The 18,365-nt window shown below is 71.8% G+C and carries 16 protein-coding genes; 9 read left to right on the top strand and 7 right to left on the bottom strand.

What is annotated here, in order from left to right; all coding sequences use genetic code 11:
* The first annotated feature begins 23 nt into the window (after window positions 1-23).
* The 3 genes from C0216_RS15795 (at window position 24) to C0216_RS15785 (ending at window position 3,020) form a co-directional block, all read left to right on the top strand.
* Window positions 24-1,427, top strand: coding sequence for a tetratricopeptide repeat protein (locus C0216_RS15795; RefSeq protein WP_114055906.1), 1,404 nt, complete (start codon window positions 24-26; stop codon window positions 1,425-1,427).
* A complete protein-coding gene (locus C0216_RS15790; RefSeq protein WP_114055905.1) occupies window positions 1,424-2,500 on the top strand; it encodes a tetratricopeptide repeat protein in 1,077 nt (358 codons plus the stop codon). The genes C0216_RS15795 and C0216_RS15790 overlap by 4 nt, the downstream gene beginning before the upstream one ends.
* Before the next feature lie 97 nt (window positions 2,501-2,597).
* Complete coding sequence (locus tag C0216_RS15785) at window positions 2,598-3,020, top strand: cupin domain-containing protein (RefSeq protein ID WP_114055904.1); 423 nt, start codon at window positions 2,598-2,600, stop codon at window positions 3,018-3,020.
* Between the two features lie 287 nt (window positions 3,021-3,307).
* Here C0216_RS15785 and C0216_RS15780 read toward each other — a convergent pair whose 3' ends face one another.
* Together C0216_RS15780 and C0216_RS15775 are read right to left on the bottom strand one after the other, a co-directional pair.
* Entirely contained in the window at window positions 3,308-4,090 is a 783-nt protein-coding gene (locus C0216_RS15780; RefSeq protein WP_114055903.1) for a hypothetical protein, read from the bottom strand.
* 189 nt (window positions 4,091-4,279) lie between these two features.
* Window positions 4,280-6,508: an MMPL family transporter gene (locus C0216_RS15775; RefSeq protein ID WP_114055902.1), complete on the bottom strand. Its 2,229-nt coding sequence runs from the start codon at window positions 6,506-6,508 to the stop codon at window positions 4,280-4,282.
* 328 nt (window positions 6,509-6,836) lie between these two features.
* Here C0216_RS15775 and C0216_RS15770 point away from each other — a divergent pair, with 328 nt between their 5' ends.
* The gene (locus C0216_RS15770) at window positions 6,837-8,108 is read left to right on the top strand and encodes a sensor histidine kinase (protein ID WP_162793229.1); all 1,272 of its coding nucleotides are present in this window, start codon (window positions 6,837-6,839) and stop codon (window positions 8,106-8,108) included.
* Window positions 8,105-8,785 (top strand): response regulator, encoded by a 681-nt coding sequence (locus tag C0216_RS15765; RefSeq protein WP_114055900.1) that lies wholly within the window; start codon window positions 8,105-8,107, stop codon window positions 8,783-8,785. Before C0216_RS15770 ends, C0216_RS15765 begins: the two co-directional genes overlap by 4 nt.
* Before the next feature lie 36 nt (window positions 8,786-8,821).
* On the opposite strand, the gene C0216_RS15760 is transcribed toward C0216_RS15765, so the two are convergent.
* A complete protein-coding gene (locus C0216_RS15760; protein WP_162793228.1) occupies window positions 8,822-9,490 on the bottom strand; it encodes a hypothetical protein in 669 nt (222 codons plus the stop codon).
* 741 nt (window positions 9,491-10,231) lie between these two features.
* Here C0216_RS15760 and C0216_RS15750 point away from each other — a divergent pair.
* Window positions 10,232-11,230: a PP2C family protein-serine/threonine phosphatase gene (locus C0216_RS15750; RefSeq protein ID WP_114058695.1), complete on the top strand. Its 999-nt coding sequence runs from the start codon at window positions 10,232-10,234 to the stop codon at window positions 11,228-11,230.
* Between the two features lie 13 nt (window positions 11,231-11,243).
* Here the strand turns inward: C0216_RS15750 and C0216_RS15745 are convergent, their stop codons facing one another.
* Entirely contained in the window at window positions 11,244-11,441 is a 198-nt protein-coding gene (locus C0216_RS15745; RefSeq protein WP_114055897.1) for a hypothetical protein, read from the bottom strand.
* 269 nt (window positions 11,442-11,710) lie between these two features.
* Between C0216_RS15745 and C0216_RS15740 the strand changes: the two genes are divergently transcribed.
* Window positions 11,711-13,057: a DUF2254 domain-containing protein gene (locus tag C0216_RS15740; RefSeq protein WP_246042562.1), complete on the top strand. Its 1,347-nt coding sequence runs from the start codon at window positions 11,711-11,713 to the stop codon at window positions 13,055-13,057.
* Between the two features lie 178 nt (window positions 13,058-13,235).
* On the opposite strand, the gene C0216_RS15735 is transcribed toward C0216_RS15740, so the two are convergent.
* Entirely contained in the window at window positions 13,236-14,504 is a 1,269-nt protein-coding gene (locus tag C0216_RS15735) for a hypothetical protein (RefSeq protein WP_162793227.1), read from the bottom strand.
* Between the two features lie 365 nt (window positions 14,505-14,869).
* Here C0216_RS15735 and C0216_RS15730 point away from each other — a divergent pair, with 365 nt between their 5' ends.
* A complete protein-coding gene (locus C0216_RS15730; RefSeq protein ID WP_246042561.1) occupies window positions 14,870-15,997 on the top strand; it encodes a NucA/NucB deoxyribonuclease domain-containing protein in 1,128 nt (375 codons plus the stop codon).
* Between the two features lie 352 nt (window positions 15,998-16,349).
* Here C0216_RS15730 and C0216_RS15725 read toward each other — a convergent pair whose 3' ends face one another.
* Entirely contained in the window at window positions 16,350-16,664 is a 315-nt protein-coding gene (locus C0216_RS15725) for a CorA family divalent cation transporter (RefSeq protein WP_246042560.1), read from the bottom strand.
* A 163-nt stretch (window positions 16,665-16,827) separates the two neighbouring features.
* On the opposite strand from C0216_RS15725, the gene C0216_RS15720 reads away from it, so the two are divergent.
* Entirely contained in the window at window positions 16,828-17,262 is a 435-nt protein-coding gene (locus C0216_RS15720; protein WP_114055893.1) for an amphi-Trp domain-containing protein, read from the top strand.
* A 600-nt stretch (window positions 17,263-17,862) separates the two neighbouring features.
* Here C0216_RS15720 and C0216_RS15710 read toward each other — a convergent pair.
* The gene (locus C0216_RS15710) at window positions 17,863-18,207 is read right to left on the bottom strand and encodes a hypothetical protein (RefSeq protein ID WP_114055892.1); all 345 of its coding nucleotides are present in this window, start codon (window positions 18,205-18,207) and stop codon (window positions 17,863-17,865) included.
* Between the last annotated feature and the right edge of the window lie 158 nt (window positions 18,208-18,365).

The following is an 18,365-nucleotide window of genomic DNA, read 5'->3' as shown; positions in this document are numbered from 1 at the left end:
ACGGCCGTACGTAATCATTGATCATGCCGTCAGAGTCCCCCGCTCCCGAATCCCCGCTGATACGAAGCCTGCGCACCGCCGTGGCCGCGGCTCCCGAGGACGTGCCCCTGCGGTTGCACCTCGCCGACATGCTGCTCGCCGCGGGTCGGCACGACGCGGCAGTGGCGGAGGCAGCGGCCGCGTTGCAGCATGCGCCGGGGGACGCAGCGGCGCGGGAGCTCATGGTGCGGGCGATGGGGGTGCCCGCAACCCCTGCGCCCGTGCCCGCAGTTACGCCCGCCGCCGCGGCCACGCCCCCACCCGCGGAACCGGCCTCGTCCGCCGAAGCGCCCGCGCCCGCAGGGCCGCCGCCGGGGACCACCCCGGCGCCGGCAGACACCCCGGCCCCGGCCGCGCCCGCCACGTCCTCCACTCCCGAGGCCCCGTCCCCCCGCACCGGATTCGACTGGCGGGCCGCCGAGCAGGAGGTCGGCGGCATCGTCGAACCCCGCTTCGTCGAACCGCTCACCGCCGACGGCAGCGGCGACCCCGGGGACGCCGACGCCTGGGACGCGGCCGCTCCCGGCACCGTACGGCTCGCGGACGTCGGCGGCATGCAGGAGGTCAAGGACCGCCTCGAAGCCGCGTTCCTCGCACCGATGCGCAACCCCGAACTGCGCAGGCTGTACGGCAAGAGCCTGCGCGGCGGGCTCCTCCTCTACGGCCCGCCCGGCTGCGGCAAGACCTTCATCGCCCGAGCCGTCGCCGGCGAACTCGGCGCGAGCTTCCTGTCCGTGTCCCTCAACGACGTCCTCGACATGTGGATCGGCAACTCCGAACGCAACATGCACGAGGTCTTCGAGACCGCCCGCCGCCAGGCGCCCTGTGTCGTCTTCCTCGACGAACTGGACGCGCTCGGCGCCAAGCGCAGCCGCACGCAGCACAGCGGCATGCGCAACACCGTCAACCAGCTCCTCACCGAGCTCGACGGCATCGACTCCGCCGCCAACGAGGGCGTGTTCCTCCTCGCCGCCACCAACGTCCCCTGGGACGTGGACATCGCGCTCCGGCGCCCGGGACGCCTGGACCGCACCCTGCTCGTCCTGCCGCCCGACGCCGCCGCCCGCGAGGCGATCCTCCGGTACCACCTGCGCGACCGACCCATCGAGGCAGTCGACCTGGGACGTCTCGTCAAGGCCACGGACGGCCTCTCGGGCGCCGACCTGGCCCACGTGTGCGAGTCGGCGGCCGAGAGCGCCCTGCTCGACTCGGCACGCACCGGCGTGATCCGCATGATCGGAACGAAGGACCTCCTCGACGCGGCGAAGTCGGTGGCCCCGTCCACCGAACCGTGGTTCGCGGCGGCGCGGAACGTGGCGATGTTCGCCAACGAGGGCGGCATGTACGACGACCTGGTCGCGTACCTGAAGAAGAGGCGGAAGCTGTGAGCGTGAACCCGGTACTGGCGCGCGCCGGCGCGCTCCAGGCGGCGGACCGGTTCGAGGAGTCCAAGGCCGTGCTGGCCCCCCACCTCGCCGGGGAGCCGGACGACGACTGGGCCTGGCAACTGCTCGCCGTCGCCCACGAGAGACTGGGCGAGTACGAGCCCGCGGCGCGGGCGGCCACCGAGATGCTCCGGATCTCCCCCGGGCACGTCGGCGCGCTCATCCTGCTGTCGCGGGTGCTGCTCTGCCTGGGCAGGCAGCCCGAGGCGCGGGCCGCCGCCGAGGAAGCCGTCCGCAGGGCGCCCGACAAGTGGTCCTCCCACTACGCGCTGTCCGGCGTGCTCATCGCCCATGCGACGGCCCCGCCCGCCGATCACGAGCAGGCGTACGACGCGGCCCGCGAAGCCGTGCGCCTCGCCCCGCACGAGCCCGACGCCCACAAGGCCCTGTGCTTCGCGGCCGTACGCACGCAGCGCCAGGACGTCGCGAAGCAGGCCCTGGTCGAATGGCTGCGCCTCGACCCGTCCAACGAGACGGCACAGGCCATGTACACCGACGCGATGGCCGGCGGCCCGGACGTCACGGCCGCCCAGGCCGCGGAGATGTACTCCGCGGGCCTCGCGGGCGCCCCCCAGTCCGCGATGCTGCGCAGCGGACTCGACGAAGCCACGTACCGCCTGCTGCGGGGGACACGCTGGCTCGCGCTCGCCTGCCTGGCAGCTGCCGGAGTGATGATCGACCTCTTCGCCACGTCCAAGGACCCGACCCTGCGGGAGCTGCCCGTACCGCTCGGCAACCGTGTCTGGGTGCTGATGGTCATGGCCGCGGTCTGGGGCTTCGGCGCGCTGTTCCGCTACAGCCGGATGCGCAGGGGGGTGCAGCTCAACATCCGCTCCCTCGTCCGCCGCGGCCGCTGGTCCCGCATCGCCGTGGCACAGGCGGCGTGGACGATGCTCTGCGCCCTGCTGATATCCCAGGTCCCGTGGACCGACCGCAGCATGCCCGAGGCCCTGTTCTGGGCGGGCCTGGTCGTGCCTGTCTCGACCATGCTGTACGACCGCAGAAAGGCCGGCTGACCGCGTTTTGCCAAAACGGCAACGACAGTTGTCGCCCTTTGGGTGAAGGCCGCAGCCTGGGGGTCCGGCAGAGACCACCGAACACGGAGGCTGCACGATGACCACCCACGAGGACAGCGGGACCGCACGGGACTCCGGTCACCACACGCTGCACAGCCGCGTCCACCACATACGGTCCGGCGAGTCGGACGGCCCCGCCGCCATCAGCGGCGGCACGGTCGGCTCGAGGAAGCTCTGGATGGGCCTGGTGGAGAACCCGCCGCTGAGCGCGACGGACAACCACCACCACGGAGAGTCGGAGGCCGGGATCTACGTGGTGAGCGGTCACCCGGTGTTCGTCTTCCACGACGGCACGCGGGAGGTACGGCTCGCGGGCAGCCCCGGCGACTTCTTCCTTGTCCCCCCGTTCGTCCCGCACCGCGAGGAGAACCCGGACCCCCACGAGCCCGCGGTCGTCGTGATCGCCCGGACCACTCAGGAGCCGATCAAGGTCTCCGTTCCCGAGCTGTACCGGCTCTGACCCCCGACGCCACCCGGCGTCGGCCGACGACCTGCACGGACAGGACACTCAGCGGCAGAACAGCTCGCGCTTCCGTACCCTCGATACGTCGTCGACGTTGGGGGGCCGGTGGTGACGGGGCAGACGGTGCGGCTCGGTGCAGTGGAGCGGGTCCGCGTGAGGGTGAGCCGCCAGCCCGGCGCCACCCAAAGAACGCAACGCATCACCGGAGGCGCTGAGGCGATGCGCAGTCCGGCCCCCGGTGGGTGCTCCTCCCACGGGACGAGCACCCACCGGGGGCCGAGGCGTCAGCCGCCGAGCTTGTCCAGGTCGGTGGTCTCCTCGGCGCTCGGCGCGGTCACCGTGATGGGGGCGCTGAAGTCGCGGAACTCCACCCACCGCGGGTCCTTGCCGCCCTCCACGCTGTACTTCAGGAGGAACGGCTCGCCCTCGGCAGCCACATGGAAGGTGATGGTCTCACCGGCCGGGGTGGTCTTGGTCAGCACGACGGTCTTCTTGCCGCCGACCTCGGCGTTCGCGCCCTTGGCCAGGCCCGTCTTCTGCTTCTCGGCGGGCTTGGTCAGGTCGTCGGCGTCGCAGAAGTCGTCCTCGGCCGACTCCTCGGCGGGCACCTTCACCCAGCGGCCCTTGAGGATCTCGACCGCCGCCGCGCGCTGGGCCTTGGGCACGCCCTCCTCGCCGAGGACGGTCTCCCACAGCTTGGCGTCGCCCTTCATGTAGGCGGTGGTGCCCACCTGCCGTACGTTGGCGTTGGCGCCCTTCATGGTGGCCGTGCCGTCGCAGTCGCCGTTCGCGGCGATGGCGACGTCGAAGTCGGTCGGGGTCTTCTCGCCCTTCTCGATCGACGATCCCTTGGCCTTGAGCCCGTTGGCCGCCTTGGTGGTGTCCAGGGCCTTGTCCGCGATCTGGTCCGGGGTCATGCCCGCGAACGGCTCCGGGGCCGGCGACGCAGTGGCGGAGGCCGTGGCCTGCTCGGCGGACGGCACGGCCTTGCCGCCCGAGCAGCCGGTCACGCCGATCGCTGCGGCGGCGCACATGGCGGCTGTGGCCAGAATCTTGCGGTTCGTCACCCTGTCACTCCGTGCTGTCCTGGTGACGGTGTGCGGTCTTCCCCGCCGTCACCCCTGATGTTGCCTACTCACGACCGTGATGATCAGGCAATGGATGTACGGCGGGGGTGTGATTCACGCCATGGCGAGACGCCTCGACAGCAGCGCGGCGCGGACGTACGGGGCACCGCATGCCCGCGGTGGACGCCGTCAGGGCCGTCCGGACACCTCCAGGTCATGCGTCCGGCGTCCCTGCGGCCCCGCGGCGGTGCGGCCGATGCCGTCCCGCCGGCCCCGTGCCGTGCGCAGCGGCCACCACATCCCCCGGCCCATCAGGACCGCGGCCGCCGGGACCAGCAGGAGCGACACGACGAAGGCGGACAGCAGGATTCCCAGAGCCATCGCGAAGCCCAGCTGGCGGGTGCCGGGGTCCGCGTTCACCGCAAGGCTGCCGAAGGAGGCCGCGAGGACCACGCCGGCCGTGGCGATGGCCGGCGCCGTGTGCCGTACGGCGCGGGCCACGGCGGCGCGGGCCGACCCCCCGCGAGCCATCTCCTCACGCAGACGGTCGCTGATCAGGATGTTGTAGTCGGTGCCCAGCGCCACCACGAACAGGAACAGCACCAGCGGCAGGACGAAGGTCACGCCCGGCTCGCCGCCGAGGTGCTGGAACACCAGCGCGGACGCGCCGAACGTCGCCGCGAAGCACAGCCCGACCGCGAGCATCAGCACCACCGGCGCCGCCAGGCTGCGCAGCAGCACCACCAGGATCAGCGCGATCAGCGCCGCCGCCACCGGGAACACGGTCCGCAGGTCCCGGTCGACCGCCGTCGCCACATCGGCGAAGACGGCGGCCGTACCGCCCACATGAGCGGTGAGCCCGGCGGGTGTCGCCTCCCGCACGGCTTGGCGCACCGGGCCCGCCACGAGGTCCCGGGCGCGCTCCGACCGGGCGTCCACCGTCAGGTAGGCGTCCAGCCGGGCGGCGGTGCGGTCGCCGTCGAACACGGGGGCGGCCACCTCGCCCACTCCGGCCACCTCCGACAGCGCCCGCTGCACCACTCCCACCTCCGCGGCATCCAGGACCCGGCCGCCGTCGGCGGTGACGTACACCGTCGTCGGGTCGGACACACCCGCCGGCAGGGCGCCGGCGATCTCCCGGGCCGTCGCGGCGGCCGCCGTCTCGCGGGGGGTGCCCCCGGTCCCGAAGTCCATGCGGACGCCCGCCACCCCGGCGGCCAGCGCGCCGAGGAGGGCCACCGACGCCGCGAGCACCAGCACCGGGCGGCGTGCCACCAACTCGCCGGTACGGCCCGCCGAGCCCGGCCGCCCGGCCGCCGCCAGGGTCCGCGACGGCCAGAACATCTTCCGGCCCGTCACCGCCAGCAGCGCCGGCATCAGGGTCAGACTCGCCGCCAGCATCACCAGCACCGACACCGCCACCGACGGCCCGAGCACCCGGAACTGCCCGAACGCCGCCACACCGAGCGTCGCGAACGCCGCCACGATCGTCAGCGCCGCCGAGGTCACCGCCGTGCCCACCCGCCCGGAGACGTCCGCAGCGACCACACGGTGGTCCTCCTCCGGGCGCAGCCGCAGCTCCTCGCGGAAGCGGAACAGCAGGAAGAGGAAGTAGTCGACGCCGATCCCGATCAGCACGGTACTGATCATGCCCGGGGTGCCCGGGTCGAGCTCGAAACCGGTCAGGAGGGCCGCCCCCACGACCGTGCCGACGGCGGCACCCCCCACCACGGACACGGCGAACAACGGGATGAACGCGGCCATGACGCTGCGGAACACCCACGCGTTGACCAGGACGATCAGCCCGACCACCAGCAGACCGACCACGGTCTGCGTGGTCTCCTCGGCGTCGGCGCGGTCCACCACGTCCGCCAGGCCCCCGGTGAAACCCGTACGCAGCCCCGCCGCGCCGAACTCCTGCTCCGCGCGGTCGTGGAAGACCCGGTACACGGACTGCATCCCGGGATCGGTGGAGTTGCCGCGCAGCCGTGCGCCGAGCAGCGCGAACGACCCGTCGGGAGCGGTCGTCACCAGTGCCACGCGGGGGACCTGGGAGTAGTCCTCGGAGATCCCGCGTATCTGCTTCTCCGTCCACGGCATCTCCAGGCGCGTGGCGTTCAGTTCACGCGCCACGCCCTCCACGCGCTTCCGGTCCGCGTCCTCCAGCGGCTTGCCGTCGCGCCGTGCCACCAGCACCGTCACCGCGTCGGCGTCGGGCTCCGCGCCGAACTCCTCCCGCGCGACCCGCAGCGCGGCGGCCGCGTCGTACTCCGCGGGAAGGAAACCCGCGCTGTCGGTGTGCGTCACGCGGAAGACGAGCGCCTGGCCCACGAGCGCCGCGAAGATGCCGAGCACCGCCCACACGACGATCACCCGCCACGGTCTGCGGGTCGAGAAACCGGTCAGGGAACGGATCACGGGGGAGTCCTCCAGGAAGGGCAGGGGCGAAGGGGCCGCGGAACCCTTGGCGTCCGGGGCGGCCCCCGTGCCGGGTCGTTCCGGCACGTGTCCAGCACACCAGCCGCGTCCGGCCCGCACCTCGGAGCCAGGGACGAGAAGCCCGCCGGGAGCACGGGCCCGCACCGTCCGGCCACTGGGAGCCTGCTCCCAGCGGCGGCTCCCTCCGGGGCCCGATGCCACGGCCCCGCCGCACCGGCACCATGGGAGACTGGGCGGACGAACCGCAGGTCATCGGGGCGCAGACGGCGACCCGGGCGGAAGCGCGGACGCACAGGGGGAGGCGGAGATGGGACGGCGCGCGGACGGAACGCGCCCCGGCCGGGCACCGGACCGGCCGGGCACCGGCGCGTCCGGCCCCGGGCTCCCGGACAACACGGCCGGGAAGCCCCCCGGCAGGGCCGGGACGGGGAGGAGCCGATGCGGAAGGACGGCACTGTGGAGCCGGCAGGACGGACTCGTCGCCGTCGGCGCCGCGGCCGTCGACCTGGTGGGCTTCACCGCGACCATCCAGATGGACCGGGGACACGTACCGCTGTCCGGATGCCTGATCACGGTCGCCGCCTCGCTGTTCCTGCTGGGGCGCCGCCGCGCGCCCCTGGCCGTCCTCGCGTGCGTCCTCGCGGCGAACACGGCGCTGACCTGGTCCAGTTCCGTGGGCCAGCACTACGGGGCCGCCACCGTCGTCGCCCTCTACACCGCCCTGCGCCACCACCGTGCCGCGGTCGGCGCCGCGGCCGCCGCCGGCTGCGTCGCGGTGCTCCACTTCGCCCGCCCGGGCGTGCCCGCGCCCTCCCTCGCGGACTTCGTCCCCAACGCCGCCTCCGCGCTGTTCGTGGCCGGTGCCGCAGCCGCGGTCGGCCGCTGGCAGCGCAACGCCCAGGCCCAGCGGCGGATGCTCGCCGAGCGGGCCGTCGCCGACGAACGGCGCCGCATCGCCCGGGAACTGCACGACATCGTCGCCCACCACCTGACCACGATGCAGCTCCTCGCCGGAGGCGCCCGCGCCAACCTCGACCGGTCCCCGGAGACGGCCCGCGAGGCACTCGTCACCCTGGAGGGCTCCGGCCGCACCGCCCTGCGCGAGATGCGCCACCTGCTCGACGTCCTGCGGGCCGGCGACGAGAGCGACGACGGCGAGACGACCGCGCCGCAGCCCGGCATCGGCGACCTCGACCGCATCGTCGCGGACAGCCGCCGCGCCGGCCTGCCCACCACCCTCACCACCGACGGCGACCCGCGGTCGCTCCCGCCGGGTGTCTCCCTCGCCGTCTTCCGCATCGTCCAGGAAGCGCTCACCAACGCCCGCAAGCATGCGGGCGACGGCGCGCACGTCGACGTGCGGCTCACCTTCGCCGTCCACGAGGTGCAGGTCACCGTCACCGACGACGGCCCGCGCCCCGGCCGGCCCGCCGCACGCGGATCCGGCTACGGGCTCATGGGCATGCGGGAACGCGTAGCCCTCCACGGCGGCACCCTGCGGGCCGGACCGGAGGACGGGGGGTTCGCCGTCCGCGCCCGTCTGCCCCTGCCCGCCGACCGTCAGGAGGCGTACGCGTGAGCGCGACCGTCAAGGTCCTCATCGCCGACGACCAGCCGCTCGTCCGCCGCGGCCTCGCCCTGATGCTCGCCCCCGAGCCCGGCTTCCGGGTCGTCGCCGAGGCCGCGGACGGCGCCGAGGCGGTCCGCCTCGCCCACGAGCACCGGCCCGACGTGGTCGTCATGGACATCCGCATGCCGGTCCTGGACGGCATCGCGGCCACCGGGCGGCTCGCCGCCGAACTGCCGGACTGCCGGGTCCTGGCCCTGAGCACCTTCGACATGGACGAACACGTCGTGGGCGCACTGCGGGCCGGCGCGTGCGGCTTCCTGCCGAAGGACATCTCGCCCGAGGACCTCGTCGCCGCCCTGCGCGTGGTCCGCGACGGCGAGGCGATCCTCGCCCCGAGGCTCCTGACCCGGCTCATCTCCACGCATGTCACGGCCCCCGACCGCCGGGAGGCGTCGCCCGCCGTGCCGTCAGCCGCCGAAGGGCTGACGCCGCGTGAACGGGACGTGTGGCGGCTGATCGCCGGCGGCTCGGACAACGCGGAGATAGCCGACCGGCTCGGGCTGAGCACCTCCACCGTGAAGAACCACATCACCGCCCTCTTCGCCAAGCTCCGGGTCCGCGACCGCGCCCAGGCGGTCATCGCCGCATACGAGACGGGCCTGGTCACGGCACGGCGGGAGCCGTAGAGCCCGCCGGACTCCCCGGCGGGCTCCACGCCCGTGTCAGCCCGCGGCCCGGCGCCTGCCCCGCGGGCGGCGCGCGTACGGCAGGAGCCGCGGCCGGCGTTTGGCGGCCAGGTCCTCCACCCAGCCGAAGGCCAGCACGAGCAGCCCGGCGAGCGGAAGCGCCACCAGCAGCGTGAACCACTGGCTGGACAGCAGCCACTGGAAGTGCGCGTAGACGAAGGGCACGCTCCAGAGCGGGTCGATCAGCGGGATGGCGGCCACCAGGGCGACCTGGTGCCAGAGGTAGAAGCTGACGGCGCGTCCGTTGAGCAGGCCGATGAGGCCGTTCCAGCGCTCCAGCGGCCTGGGCCACCGCTCCCACGAGGGGCTGACGTGGAGCAGGATCGCGACGAAGCCGAAGGACCACAGGGCCTGGGCGATCGGCCAGGACTCGATGTCGGTGGCCACGGTCGGGTCGACCGGGCGGGTCTGCAGGTACCACAGGCCGGCCACCATGACCAGTGGCGCGAGGGACGGCAGCACGTACTGCGGGATCTTCCTGAGCAGCCCCTCCCGGTGGGCCATGCCGAGGATCCAGCAGGCGCCGAAGGTGGCGAAGTCGTCGGCGTTCTCCCAGACCCGGCCGTAGAGGAACTCCCGGTCGAGGAGGAAGGCGTTCATGACGGTCACCATCGCCAGGGGGGAGCACAGCGACGCGCACCTCATGCCCGGCATCCCGCGCCGCCGCGGCCACCCGTTCCAGCCCCAGGGGCTCGAGTCGAAGGAAGATCTCCGAGTACATCAAGGCGCTCGGGTGAACCAGCATCACACGCATCGCGATCTCCAGCCGACAGGGCACCGGGCAGCTACGTGAACCATTTCTTCACCCTCACTCCGTCTTCCTGCCGGAGCCGCGCCGGGGCCAAGGACAAGGCAAGCCCAGCCGCCTGCTCCCTCCGAGTCTTCCGTTGCTGCTCAGCGAGGCATCGCGCAGGAGAACGCGCGAGCCCCGAACCCATGCCCAGGAATGCACACAGCGATCGCCGGGGCAGTCAGAGCAATGCTGCACCCGGTCCGGGACAGACCGCCGGCCACGCGGACCCCCGAGCGCCCACCGCAATCGAACCAGTCACCGGACACGGAAGGGGCCGGAGACTGCAGAGGCGCCCGCATTCGGCCCGGTCTCGATGGTGGTGACGCGATCGGCTGGTGTTTGGCCTGCGACACTGCCGTGGGGTCGGTGGTGGCCGCACCACAAGCGAAGCGTGCACTCGGCCGCCGACGGCATGGAGCTGCCCGGAGCGCATGCCGGCGGTTCGGCAACTGCGTGAAGGGGCAGACCCACTCCAGCGCAGTCCGTTGCACAGGCTGAGTGTCCAGGCGAGCTACAGCGGAGCCCGGAGGAGCACCTTGTCCGACCAGCAACTCGCTGTGAACCGCGTCTTGCTGTCCCTGCCCTATGTCGTCATGGCGGTCGTCACCGTCGCAGACGTTGCCGTCGGTCCCACGGTCGGGCTGCTGCCCCTCATGGCGACGGGGCCTGCGTTCGCGGGACTCGCCGGCGGGCCACGCCGCACCGCTGTGATCGGTGTGCTGGCGTTGAGCCTCTGCCTTGCTCTCGGCTGGTACGACAGGCTGTTCCCGGGGCGGCGCGGTACCACAGCGCTGGTCTCGGTGGCCGCCGTCACCGCCGCCGGCCTGCTCGCCGCGACCATGCGTCGGCGGCGTGAGGCGGAACTGGCCAGTGTCCGCTCGATCGCCGAGGTCGCCCAACGGGTTCTGCTCCGCCCGGTCCCCCGGACCGCGGGCGAGCTGAGTGTCGCCGTCTCGTACACGGCCGCCGTCGCGGAGGCCCACATCGGAGGGGACCTGTACGAGGTGGTGACGTCCCCCGGCGGCATCCGGGTGATCGTCGGCGATGTGCAGGGCAAGGGACTGGATGCCGTGGAGACGGCCGCGGACGTGCTCGGGGCCTTCCGGGAAGCGGCCCACGACGAGCTCGATCTCGCGGGGGTGAGCAGCCGGCTGGAGAGGACGATGAACCGGACCCTGAGCGGCGAGCGCTTCGTCACAGCGGTCATCGCCGAGATCCGGAAGGACCGGACCGTAGCCCTCCTCAACTACGGCCACCCATCCCCCCTGTTTCTCGCTGCCGCCGGCACACCGCGCTTTCTCACCCCGCGGCAGCCTGCACCTCCACTCGGCCTGGGGTTCCCCGGGACGGAGCGCCCCGAGACGCTTCTCGCAGCGTTCCACCCGGGGGACCAGCTCCTGCTGTACACGGACGGGGTCAGCGAAGCCCGTGACGGGCGGGGCGAGTTCTATCCGCTCGCCTCCCGGCTGCACCTGCTGAGGGCCGACAGCCCGGAACGCGCCCTGGAAGCGCTCCACAGCGACATCGCTGCGCACGTCGGTGGGCCGCTCGGGGACGACGCGGCGATGCTGCTGCTCCGCTACCGCCCCTGACCGGATGTCCGCCTCAGCTGTTGCCCAGGCGGCCGTTGACCCGCCCGCCGGAGTATTGCCGGTCGCCGGCGATGACCAGACCGGCAGAAAGACCAACGGCAGGACCGCGGCCGCGAGTCGTGACGGCGACCGCGGTGGCTCCCAGCAGCGTGGCGAGCACAAGCGTGCGGAAGCGCGCCGCCTTCGCCGGCCGGGTCTCCTTGCTGCTCACAACGGCGTGAGCCGCTCCTTACTCCCCTCTCTCGCCAGCGGCGTTCCGTGACGTCGGAGCGGGTGCCCTGGGCGTGGTGCCACGGGCCGTGGGAAGGGTCGGCGTGACCGAGCAGCAGCCCAGTCCGGGTTCCCCCGCGAGGAGACCGGGCACGGGCGCCGTTCGGGGGATCTTCCGGTTGCCACAGCCCAGCCGGCCGTGTCTGCGCCGCTTCCCGGCAAGGCTTGCGGCAACGCTGATCCACACCGCACGACCTGAGGAGACGCCACGTGGTCTCGTTTCCGGTGTCACGCGACGCCCTCCGTGCCCAGCTGTGGCCGCTGCCGGCCCTCGGCGTCGTACTCGCCGCCGCCGCAGGCGTGGGACTGCCCCGGCTCGACGCGCGGATCCAGCACCACCTACCGCCCTACCTGAGCACCTACCTGTTCGGCGGCGGGCCCGGAGCAGCCCGAACCGTGCTGGAATCGATCGCCGGCTCCATGATCACCGTCACGGCGTTGACATTCTCGCTCACCGTCGTGACACTGCAGCTCGCGAGCAGCCAGTTCTCCCCGCGTCTGCTGCGGACGTTCAACCGGGACCGGTACGTCCAACGCACACTGGCCCTCTTCCTGGCGACGTTCACGTACACGCTGACCGTGCTGCGCACGGTGCGGACGGAGGGCACCGGGCAGCCGCTGTTCGTGCCGCAGCTGTCAGTAACCGTGGCCTTCCTCCTCGCCCTGGCCAGCGTGCTCGCCCTCGTCGCCTTCCTCTCCCACTTGGCCGGCAAGATCCGGGTGGAAACGATGCTGCGGGACGTCCACACCGACACCGAGGACACCATCCGCCGGGTCCTCCCCGAATCCGGACCCGCTCCCGCGGAATACGTCACGCCACCCGAGCCACCGGTCCACGCGGTGCCCCTTCCCGCCGGAACCTCGGGATTCCTGACCGCCGCCGACGAGGAGGCTCTCCTCGCGGCTGCGGTAGAAGCGGATGCCGTCATCCTCATCGACCGCAACCCCGGGAGCTCACTCGTCGCCGGCACCCCTGCCGGAGCGGCCTGGACCCGCACCGGCCGCCCCTTCACGCCGGACACACTCCGCATCCTGGTGGGGCGGAGCGCCGACGCCCTCACCACCGGGGCTGAACGCACCCATGAGCAGGATGTCGGGTTCGGACTCCGCCAGCTCACAGACGTCGCCACCAAGGCGCTCTCTCCCGGTGTCAACGACCCCACCACCGCCGTTCACGCGCTCTCCCACTGCTCCGCCCTGCTGTGTGGGTTGGCGAAGCGTGACCTGTCCCCCCGGCTCCTGCATGACGGCCACGGCGACGTCCGCGTCGTGCTTCGCCGCCCGACGCTCGCGGAACTCCTGCACCTCGTGGTGGCCCAGCCACTGCGGTACGGAGCCGCGGACCCCTCGGTCCTGGCCCGGATCCTGATGCTGCTACGGGAACTGGCCTGGCACACCGCACCCGGGCAGCACCACCCCATCGTCGAGAACCTCGCTCGCGTTCGCTCGACCGTCGCCGCCCAAGACCTCCACCCCGGCGAGCGGGCCGAACTCTTGGAGCTGTGCGCCAACGTGGAGGAGGCTCTGACCGGCCGATGGCCCGCCGTCGTTCCCTGACGGATCGGTCCGACACTCAGTCGAGCAGCACACCAGGACACCAGCCAACCGCTTGCCGGGGTGCGTCCATGTCCTTTCTCAAGGCGTCTGTACCAGGGTGTTCACCCGTGCGCCTGGCCAGGCGGGACAGAGGCGGTTGAAGATCGCTTTCCAGCCAGCCGGAGATCGCTTGGGCTCGTCAGACTGCGGTCAGGGTGTACGTACCCGTGCCGTCCTGCCTGCCGCTGGAGTACTGGCGGATCAGCTCCCCGTCCGCGTAGCGGTCGTAGCCCATCATGGAGCCGGTGTACTTGTTCTGCAGGCCGATCTTCGAGCTGCCGGGTACGTCGCGGTAGATGTAGAACCGCTGGAGGTCGTCTTCTCCGCAGGCAGCTGTCGTCAGGTAGGCCTGCTCCTGGTTGGCGATGTCCGCCGGGATGGTCGCGCATCCGCCGTTGCCCCAGTTCCACAGGGACGCCTCGAGGACTCCGTTGTTCTCCGTCACGTTGCACAGGCGCCAGTTGTCCAGGTGGGCGCTGAAGAATGTGGATACGCGCAGGCGGATGCCGTCGTTGGCCAGGAGGGGGGCGCTCCAGTTCAGGGGCTTGCCGGGGACGTCGATCTTGTAGACGCCGGGTTGGCAGTCCAGGGCGGCGCGGGGCGCGGGCTTGGCGGCCTGGAGGGCTTTCATGCTCCGGGCGGCCTCGGCCGCTGTTGCGGCGTTGTCGGCGTCGCGCTTGGCCTGGTCGGCCTTGGCCGAGGGGACGGGACCCGCCGGGTGCTTCGCGGTGGCGGCGGGGGAGCCGCAGTCCAGCAAGTCCTGGGCCTTGGCCATGATGCTGTTGGCCGGCACCTTGTCCTCGCAGCGCACCGCGCCTTCTTCGAGGGCGGTGTAGGTGGTGTAGCTGCCGCTGTCGGGGCCCTCGGTCCACTTCAGGGCCCAACTGCCGTCGCCCTGTTGGATGCGGTTGCAGTTGAGGCTGCCGTAGGTGCCGGTGACCTTCTTGGTGCCCTTGTAGAGGCCGTAGTAGCCGGGCTCGAAGAAGTTCCAGGAGACGGAGTTCGACTCGCTGCTGGTGGAGGCGTAGTTGACCTGCACGTTCAAGCCCAGGCTCGCGCCGACGCTGCCCAGGGCCTGGACGGCGAAGCTTCCCTGAACGGAGCCGTTGAGGCCGACAGACACCGAGATGGTGGTCTGGGTGCTGGTGGTGACGGTATGGCTGCCGGTGGAGCCCTGGGTGACGTACCAGCCCTTGAAGTGGGTGATGGTCGGGGTGACTTCGGTCGTCTTGATGACCGGGTGGCGGGTACCGAGATCGGCCGCGGTGCAGGCTTGGCCGGGCTGGACTGCCTGCCCGGAAGCGGCCGGGGTGGCGGCGGCCGGTGTGGCGGCCAGGCCCACGGAGGCCGCCGCGGTGGCCAGGAGCGCTCCGAGCCCTCTGCCCAGGCGGGTTGTCGTGCGGCGCATCGTTGCCTTTCCTCTGCTGAGCGTGGTCTGTGAGGTGAGTGTGAGTGAAACTAGCGCCGCCAGAAACAACAGGTCTATGCCACAACTGGCCAAATGGGGTCAAAAACTGTCGCGTTCCCGAGTGATATGAACAAGAGTTACCCGGTTCCATAACTTCGGTGTGCCCGCCACGGGGCCGCCGGAGGAAGGGACCACCTGTGAAACACATCAGACGCGGTCTGGCAGCGCTAGCCTCGCTCGCCCTCACTGCAGCCCTGTGCGCCGCGGGCACCCAACCGGCCGCCGCCCAACCGCCCACGAGCCGTACAGTCCCCCAGGGCCACGGCGACTGTACGGAAACCGGGCCCGACCTCCGGCGCGAGGGAATGGCCTGGACCTGCATCAAGACGGGACAGGCCACCGCCTCCGCCCTTGCCGCTCTGCCCGCCGCAGCCCCCCGGGCGGCCCGCGCCAACCCGGGGGCGGACCTCTGCCTCAAGGACGACCCGGACAAGCCGTTCGACCCCATCCCCTCAACCCGCAAGGCGTACTGCACGCGGTACCTGGCCGAGTACGTGACCCTTGGCGAGGACAGCAAGGTGAACGGAAAAGCCCATGTCCTGGTCTTCGCCGCAGCGGCCATGAACTCCCTGCCCGCTGCACAGTGGAAGGAGGACATCGTGATCCAGGTCACCGACATGACGCCCAATATCGCCGCTGTGACGATGGCTCTGAGCGCCACGTGCAGCGGCCAGTGCACGGCGGGGGCACCCGCCTGGGGCGGCGCACCCGTGCTCCTGAAGAACGGCCAGAGCCGGGAGGACGGCGCCCTCTCCTACAGCTCGTCCGTCGGCAAGGGCTTCGACACGATCGTCCAGCCCTCCTACCACGTGATCGGGACCATCAAGACCGTCACGGGCGGTGGGCGGCCCGTGAACACCCGCCTGGACTGGCCCGGCCCCAAGGTGCGCTGTGACGACAAGATCTCACCGAAGGACGGATCGCCGCCCGGATGCATAGTCGACGGGCACACGGCCAACGTGACACTCCACCGGTCGCTCTACAAGGGGGCGGCCGTCGCCTATGAGTGGGCGCAGAAGAACCTCACGGGCAAGTTCGGCACCCCCGGGCACCTGCTGAACCGGTGGTATGTCGACCCGCTTGACCCGGAGGCCAAGGGCAGGCGTGCCCTGACCTGCGACCGTGGGCCGTACAAGTTCCCCCGGGGCGCCACGGGCATCCCCAACGACTCCTGTGACGAGTACCCGTTCGCCAAGTCGATGCAGGGAGGGAACGACGGTGCCCTGTGTATCGACATCACCCCGCGCGAGGTCGGCGGGGTATGGGACGTGGCGAACGTGACTGTCGACCGGGGCACCCCGCCCAACGCGCCCTGTATCCGGGCCCATGTCGACGAGGCGGACAACTCCGCTGCGGGCCGCGAGTTCGCGAGGGCGGTGACCTCCGACCGCATCATGCAGGGCGAGGCGTTCGAGGTCATCATCGACGCGTAGCGCCGGGTATGCCCCCGGGCACCCGGCGAGACATACCAGGGACCGGCTGGGTTCCGTCTGACGGCTCATGCACGAAGCCACATGCATATGGCCGCAACGGTCACAGTGCCGTAGCGGCAGGTGGCGGCCCGCACGGCTGTGCTCAGGCCCCGTCGGTCTCCGGACTCCAGACGGCCGGCCCGCCGCCGCGCCATTCGGTGGGCAGCGGTTCGTCCAGGCGGATGGACGCTCGGCTGGAGTATCCCAGCCGAGCGTCCTGCGTGGGCGGCCGTTGGGTTCTTGGGCGCTTCACGGGCGGCGTGCTCCCGTACTTCGAACGCCCGTAGGCCCAGTCACCTGGGCCTGCCGGGCCTCACCAGTCGTCCTCGCGCAGCCGGCGCCAGATCCGGGTGCGGTGCAGCACGTACAGGGAGATGGACAGGACGAGGACCTGCAGGCCCACCGCGAGCAGCCAGAACTCGTCCCTGCTTTGCAGACTGTCCGTCAGGAAGGTGAAGTTCATCCCGAAGAAGCCGGTGATGAACGACAGCGGCAGGAAGACCACGGACACGATGGCGAGGCGGTAGACCTGCTCGGGGCGCCGGTCCTCGAACGAGTCGTCCTTACGATCACCGGCCCCTCGTCGTCCGTCGTGCCTCCCGGAGCTGCACCGTCGCACGGTGCTCACCGGGCCGCGGCCCGTACACGCCGCCGGTGGCGGGGCCGCCACTCGGGCAGCGTGTCACCCCGTGGGCCGTCCGGGTCGTGCGGGACGCCGGTGCGTGATGGAGCATGTCGATGTCGCGTCCGTCCGGCCGCGTCGCGCCCGGCCCCTTGCCCTGGAGGCGTCCGTGAAGGACCTCAAGTTCGAGCAGAAGCGCTCGCTGTCCCGTACCGAGGCCGCGGACCTGCTCGCCGCGCTCGCCGAAGCCCTCCGGGAGGGCGGTGAGGCCGAGGTCGAGCTTGGTGCGGGGGTGCTGAGCCTGCGCGTGCCCGACGAGCTCCGCAGTGAGGTGGAGATCGAGGTGGCCGGTGACGAGATCGAGCTGGAGATCGAGCTGAAGTGGAACACCGGCCGGTCCCGTACGGCCTCCGGCTCCGCCCCGAAGGCCGCCGCGGAGCGGGATGCGGAGTCGGCCGCCGCCCAGGCGGCCCCGGACACGCCCGCCGCCCCGGCCAGGACGTCGACGAGGCCGGCGCGCGCCCGGAAGTCCACGACGGCCGCGAAGTCCGCCAGGCCGGCCAACACCGCCAAGTCCCAGCGTTCCGCGGCCAAGCGCACCTGACAGGAGACGTCCGCCGTGACGCTCCCCCCTGAGAAAGTGCTGGTGATCGGGTGATCACTGGTTCTTGAGGCCGTCGGCGAGGCGGCGGGCTGCTTCGGTCTCGATGGGGTCGCGTGGTTCGATCTCCTCGCCGGCGAGGCGGGCGGCCGAGAGCCGGTCGGCGAGACGTTCCTGCTGTTCGCCGGTCTGGGCCAGGGCCGTGAGGACGGGGTAGGTCTTCTCGCGGCTCTTGAGGTCGGAGTGAATCGCGAGCGGAAGCCAGTGAGCGGCGACAAGCCAACGGACGATCCGCAGCAGGCACAGGAGGGCGACGTGGCCGGCCCGCCGACCACGACGGAGCCGCGGGACACCACGTGCTGCTCCTGGCCCCCGGGCTCGACACGGCTGGCCGGGGCCCTGCGCCCGCCAACCACTTCCCGCCCTGCCTCACGCGACCCGCGCCGTGGTTTCGAGCAGCCCGCCGCCCGCCGGGCTCGGCCGGGGCGAAACCTGGACCAGTGCCCAGACGGCCGCCGCCTCGCCCCACGGGCGTGTGTACCTCGCAGGGCCGGGCCCGTTTGCGAAAGGGGCCGGGCGTCCCGCGCGGTGCGGGGTGTGGTGTCAGCTGAAGACGACCGAGCGCAGCCGCAGGCGTTCACCGAGCCTCTTGCCCGGGGCCATCACGTAGAAGGTGTCGCCGTCGCAGTCCGAGTCGAGGAACACGGTGGCGGTGGAGTCCGTGAAGTTGCTCGGGGCGAGGGCGGGCAGGGCGGAGCCGACCGTTTCGGGAATGTTGATGCACACGCTGCTGTCCGGGTCGGCGAGCACACCGCGCAGGTTCAGGCCGTTGAGGCCGACGTACGAGTACGTGAAGTCGCCGTTGGCGGCTGCAGCGGGCGACGCCGGCAGGGCCACGGAGAGCAGGAGACCGCCGAGGGCAGCGGCCAGGGTGCTGCGCAAGCGCATGGGTTGATCCTCACTGTAGGGAAGCACGTGCTGTCAGCGTCCTTTCCCTCGGCCGGGACGGCCCGGTTGCATTTCTGCCGGCAGGAAGGTTCATTTTCACCTTTTTGGCCCCCAGCCCGGTGAGGACGTAGGGCTCCGGGGGCCTACCCATGCACCGC

Origin of the sequence: Streptomyces globosus, from assembly GCF_003325375.1 — a bacterium.
Classification (GTDB): domain Bacteria; phylum Actinomycetota; class Actinomycetes; order Streptomycetales; family Streptomycetaceae; genus Streptomyces; species Streptomyces globosus_A.
Note: the sequence above shows the minus strand (reverse complement) of the source record. Positions and strands in the feature narration are given on the sequence as shown.

Coding starts and splice junctions, on each gene's coding strand:
- C0216_RS15785 (WP_114055904.1), top strand. CDS start 2,598: ATGACCACCCACGAGGACAGCGGGACCGCACGGGACTCCGGTCACCAC.
- C0216_RS15750 (WP_114058695.1), top strand. CDS start 10,232: ATGGCGGTCGTCACCGTCGCAGACGTTGCCGTCGGTCCCACGGTCGGG.
- C0216_RS15770 (WP_162793229.1), top strand. CDS start 6,837: ATGGGACGGCGCGCGGACGGAACGCGCCCCGGCCGGGCACCGGACCGG.
- C0216_RS15760 (WP_162793228.1), bottom strand. CDS start 9,490: ATGAGGTGCGCGTCGCTGTGCTCCCCCCTGGCGATGGTGACCGTCATG.
- C0216_RS15795 (WP_114055906.1), top strand. CDS start 24: ATGCCGTCAGAGTCCCCCGCTCCCGAATCCCCGCTGATACGAAGCCTG.
- C0216_RS15735 (WP_162793227.1), bottom strand. CDS start 14,504: ATGCGCCGCACGACAACCCGCCTGGGCAGAGGGCTCGGAGCGCTCCTG.
- C0216_RS15730 (WP_246042561.1), top strand. CDS start 14,870: ATGGCCTGGACCTGCATCAAGACGGGACAGGCCACCGCCTCCGCCCTT.
- C0216_RS15710 (WP_114055892.1), bottom strand. CDS start 18,207: ATGCGCTTGCGCAGCACCCTGGCCGCTGCCCTCGGCGGTCTCCTGCTC.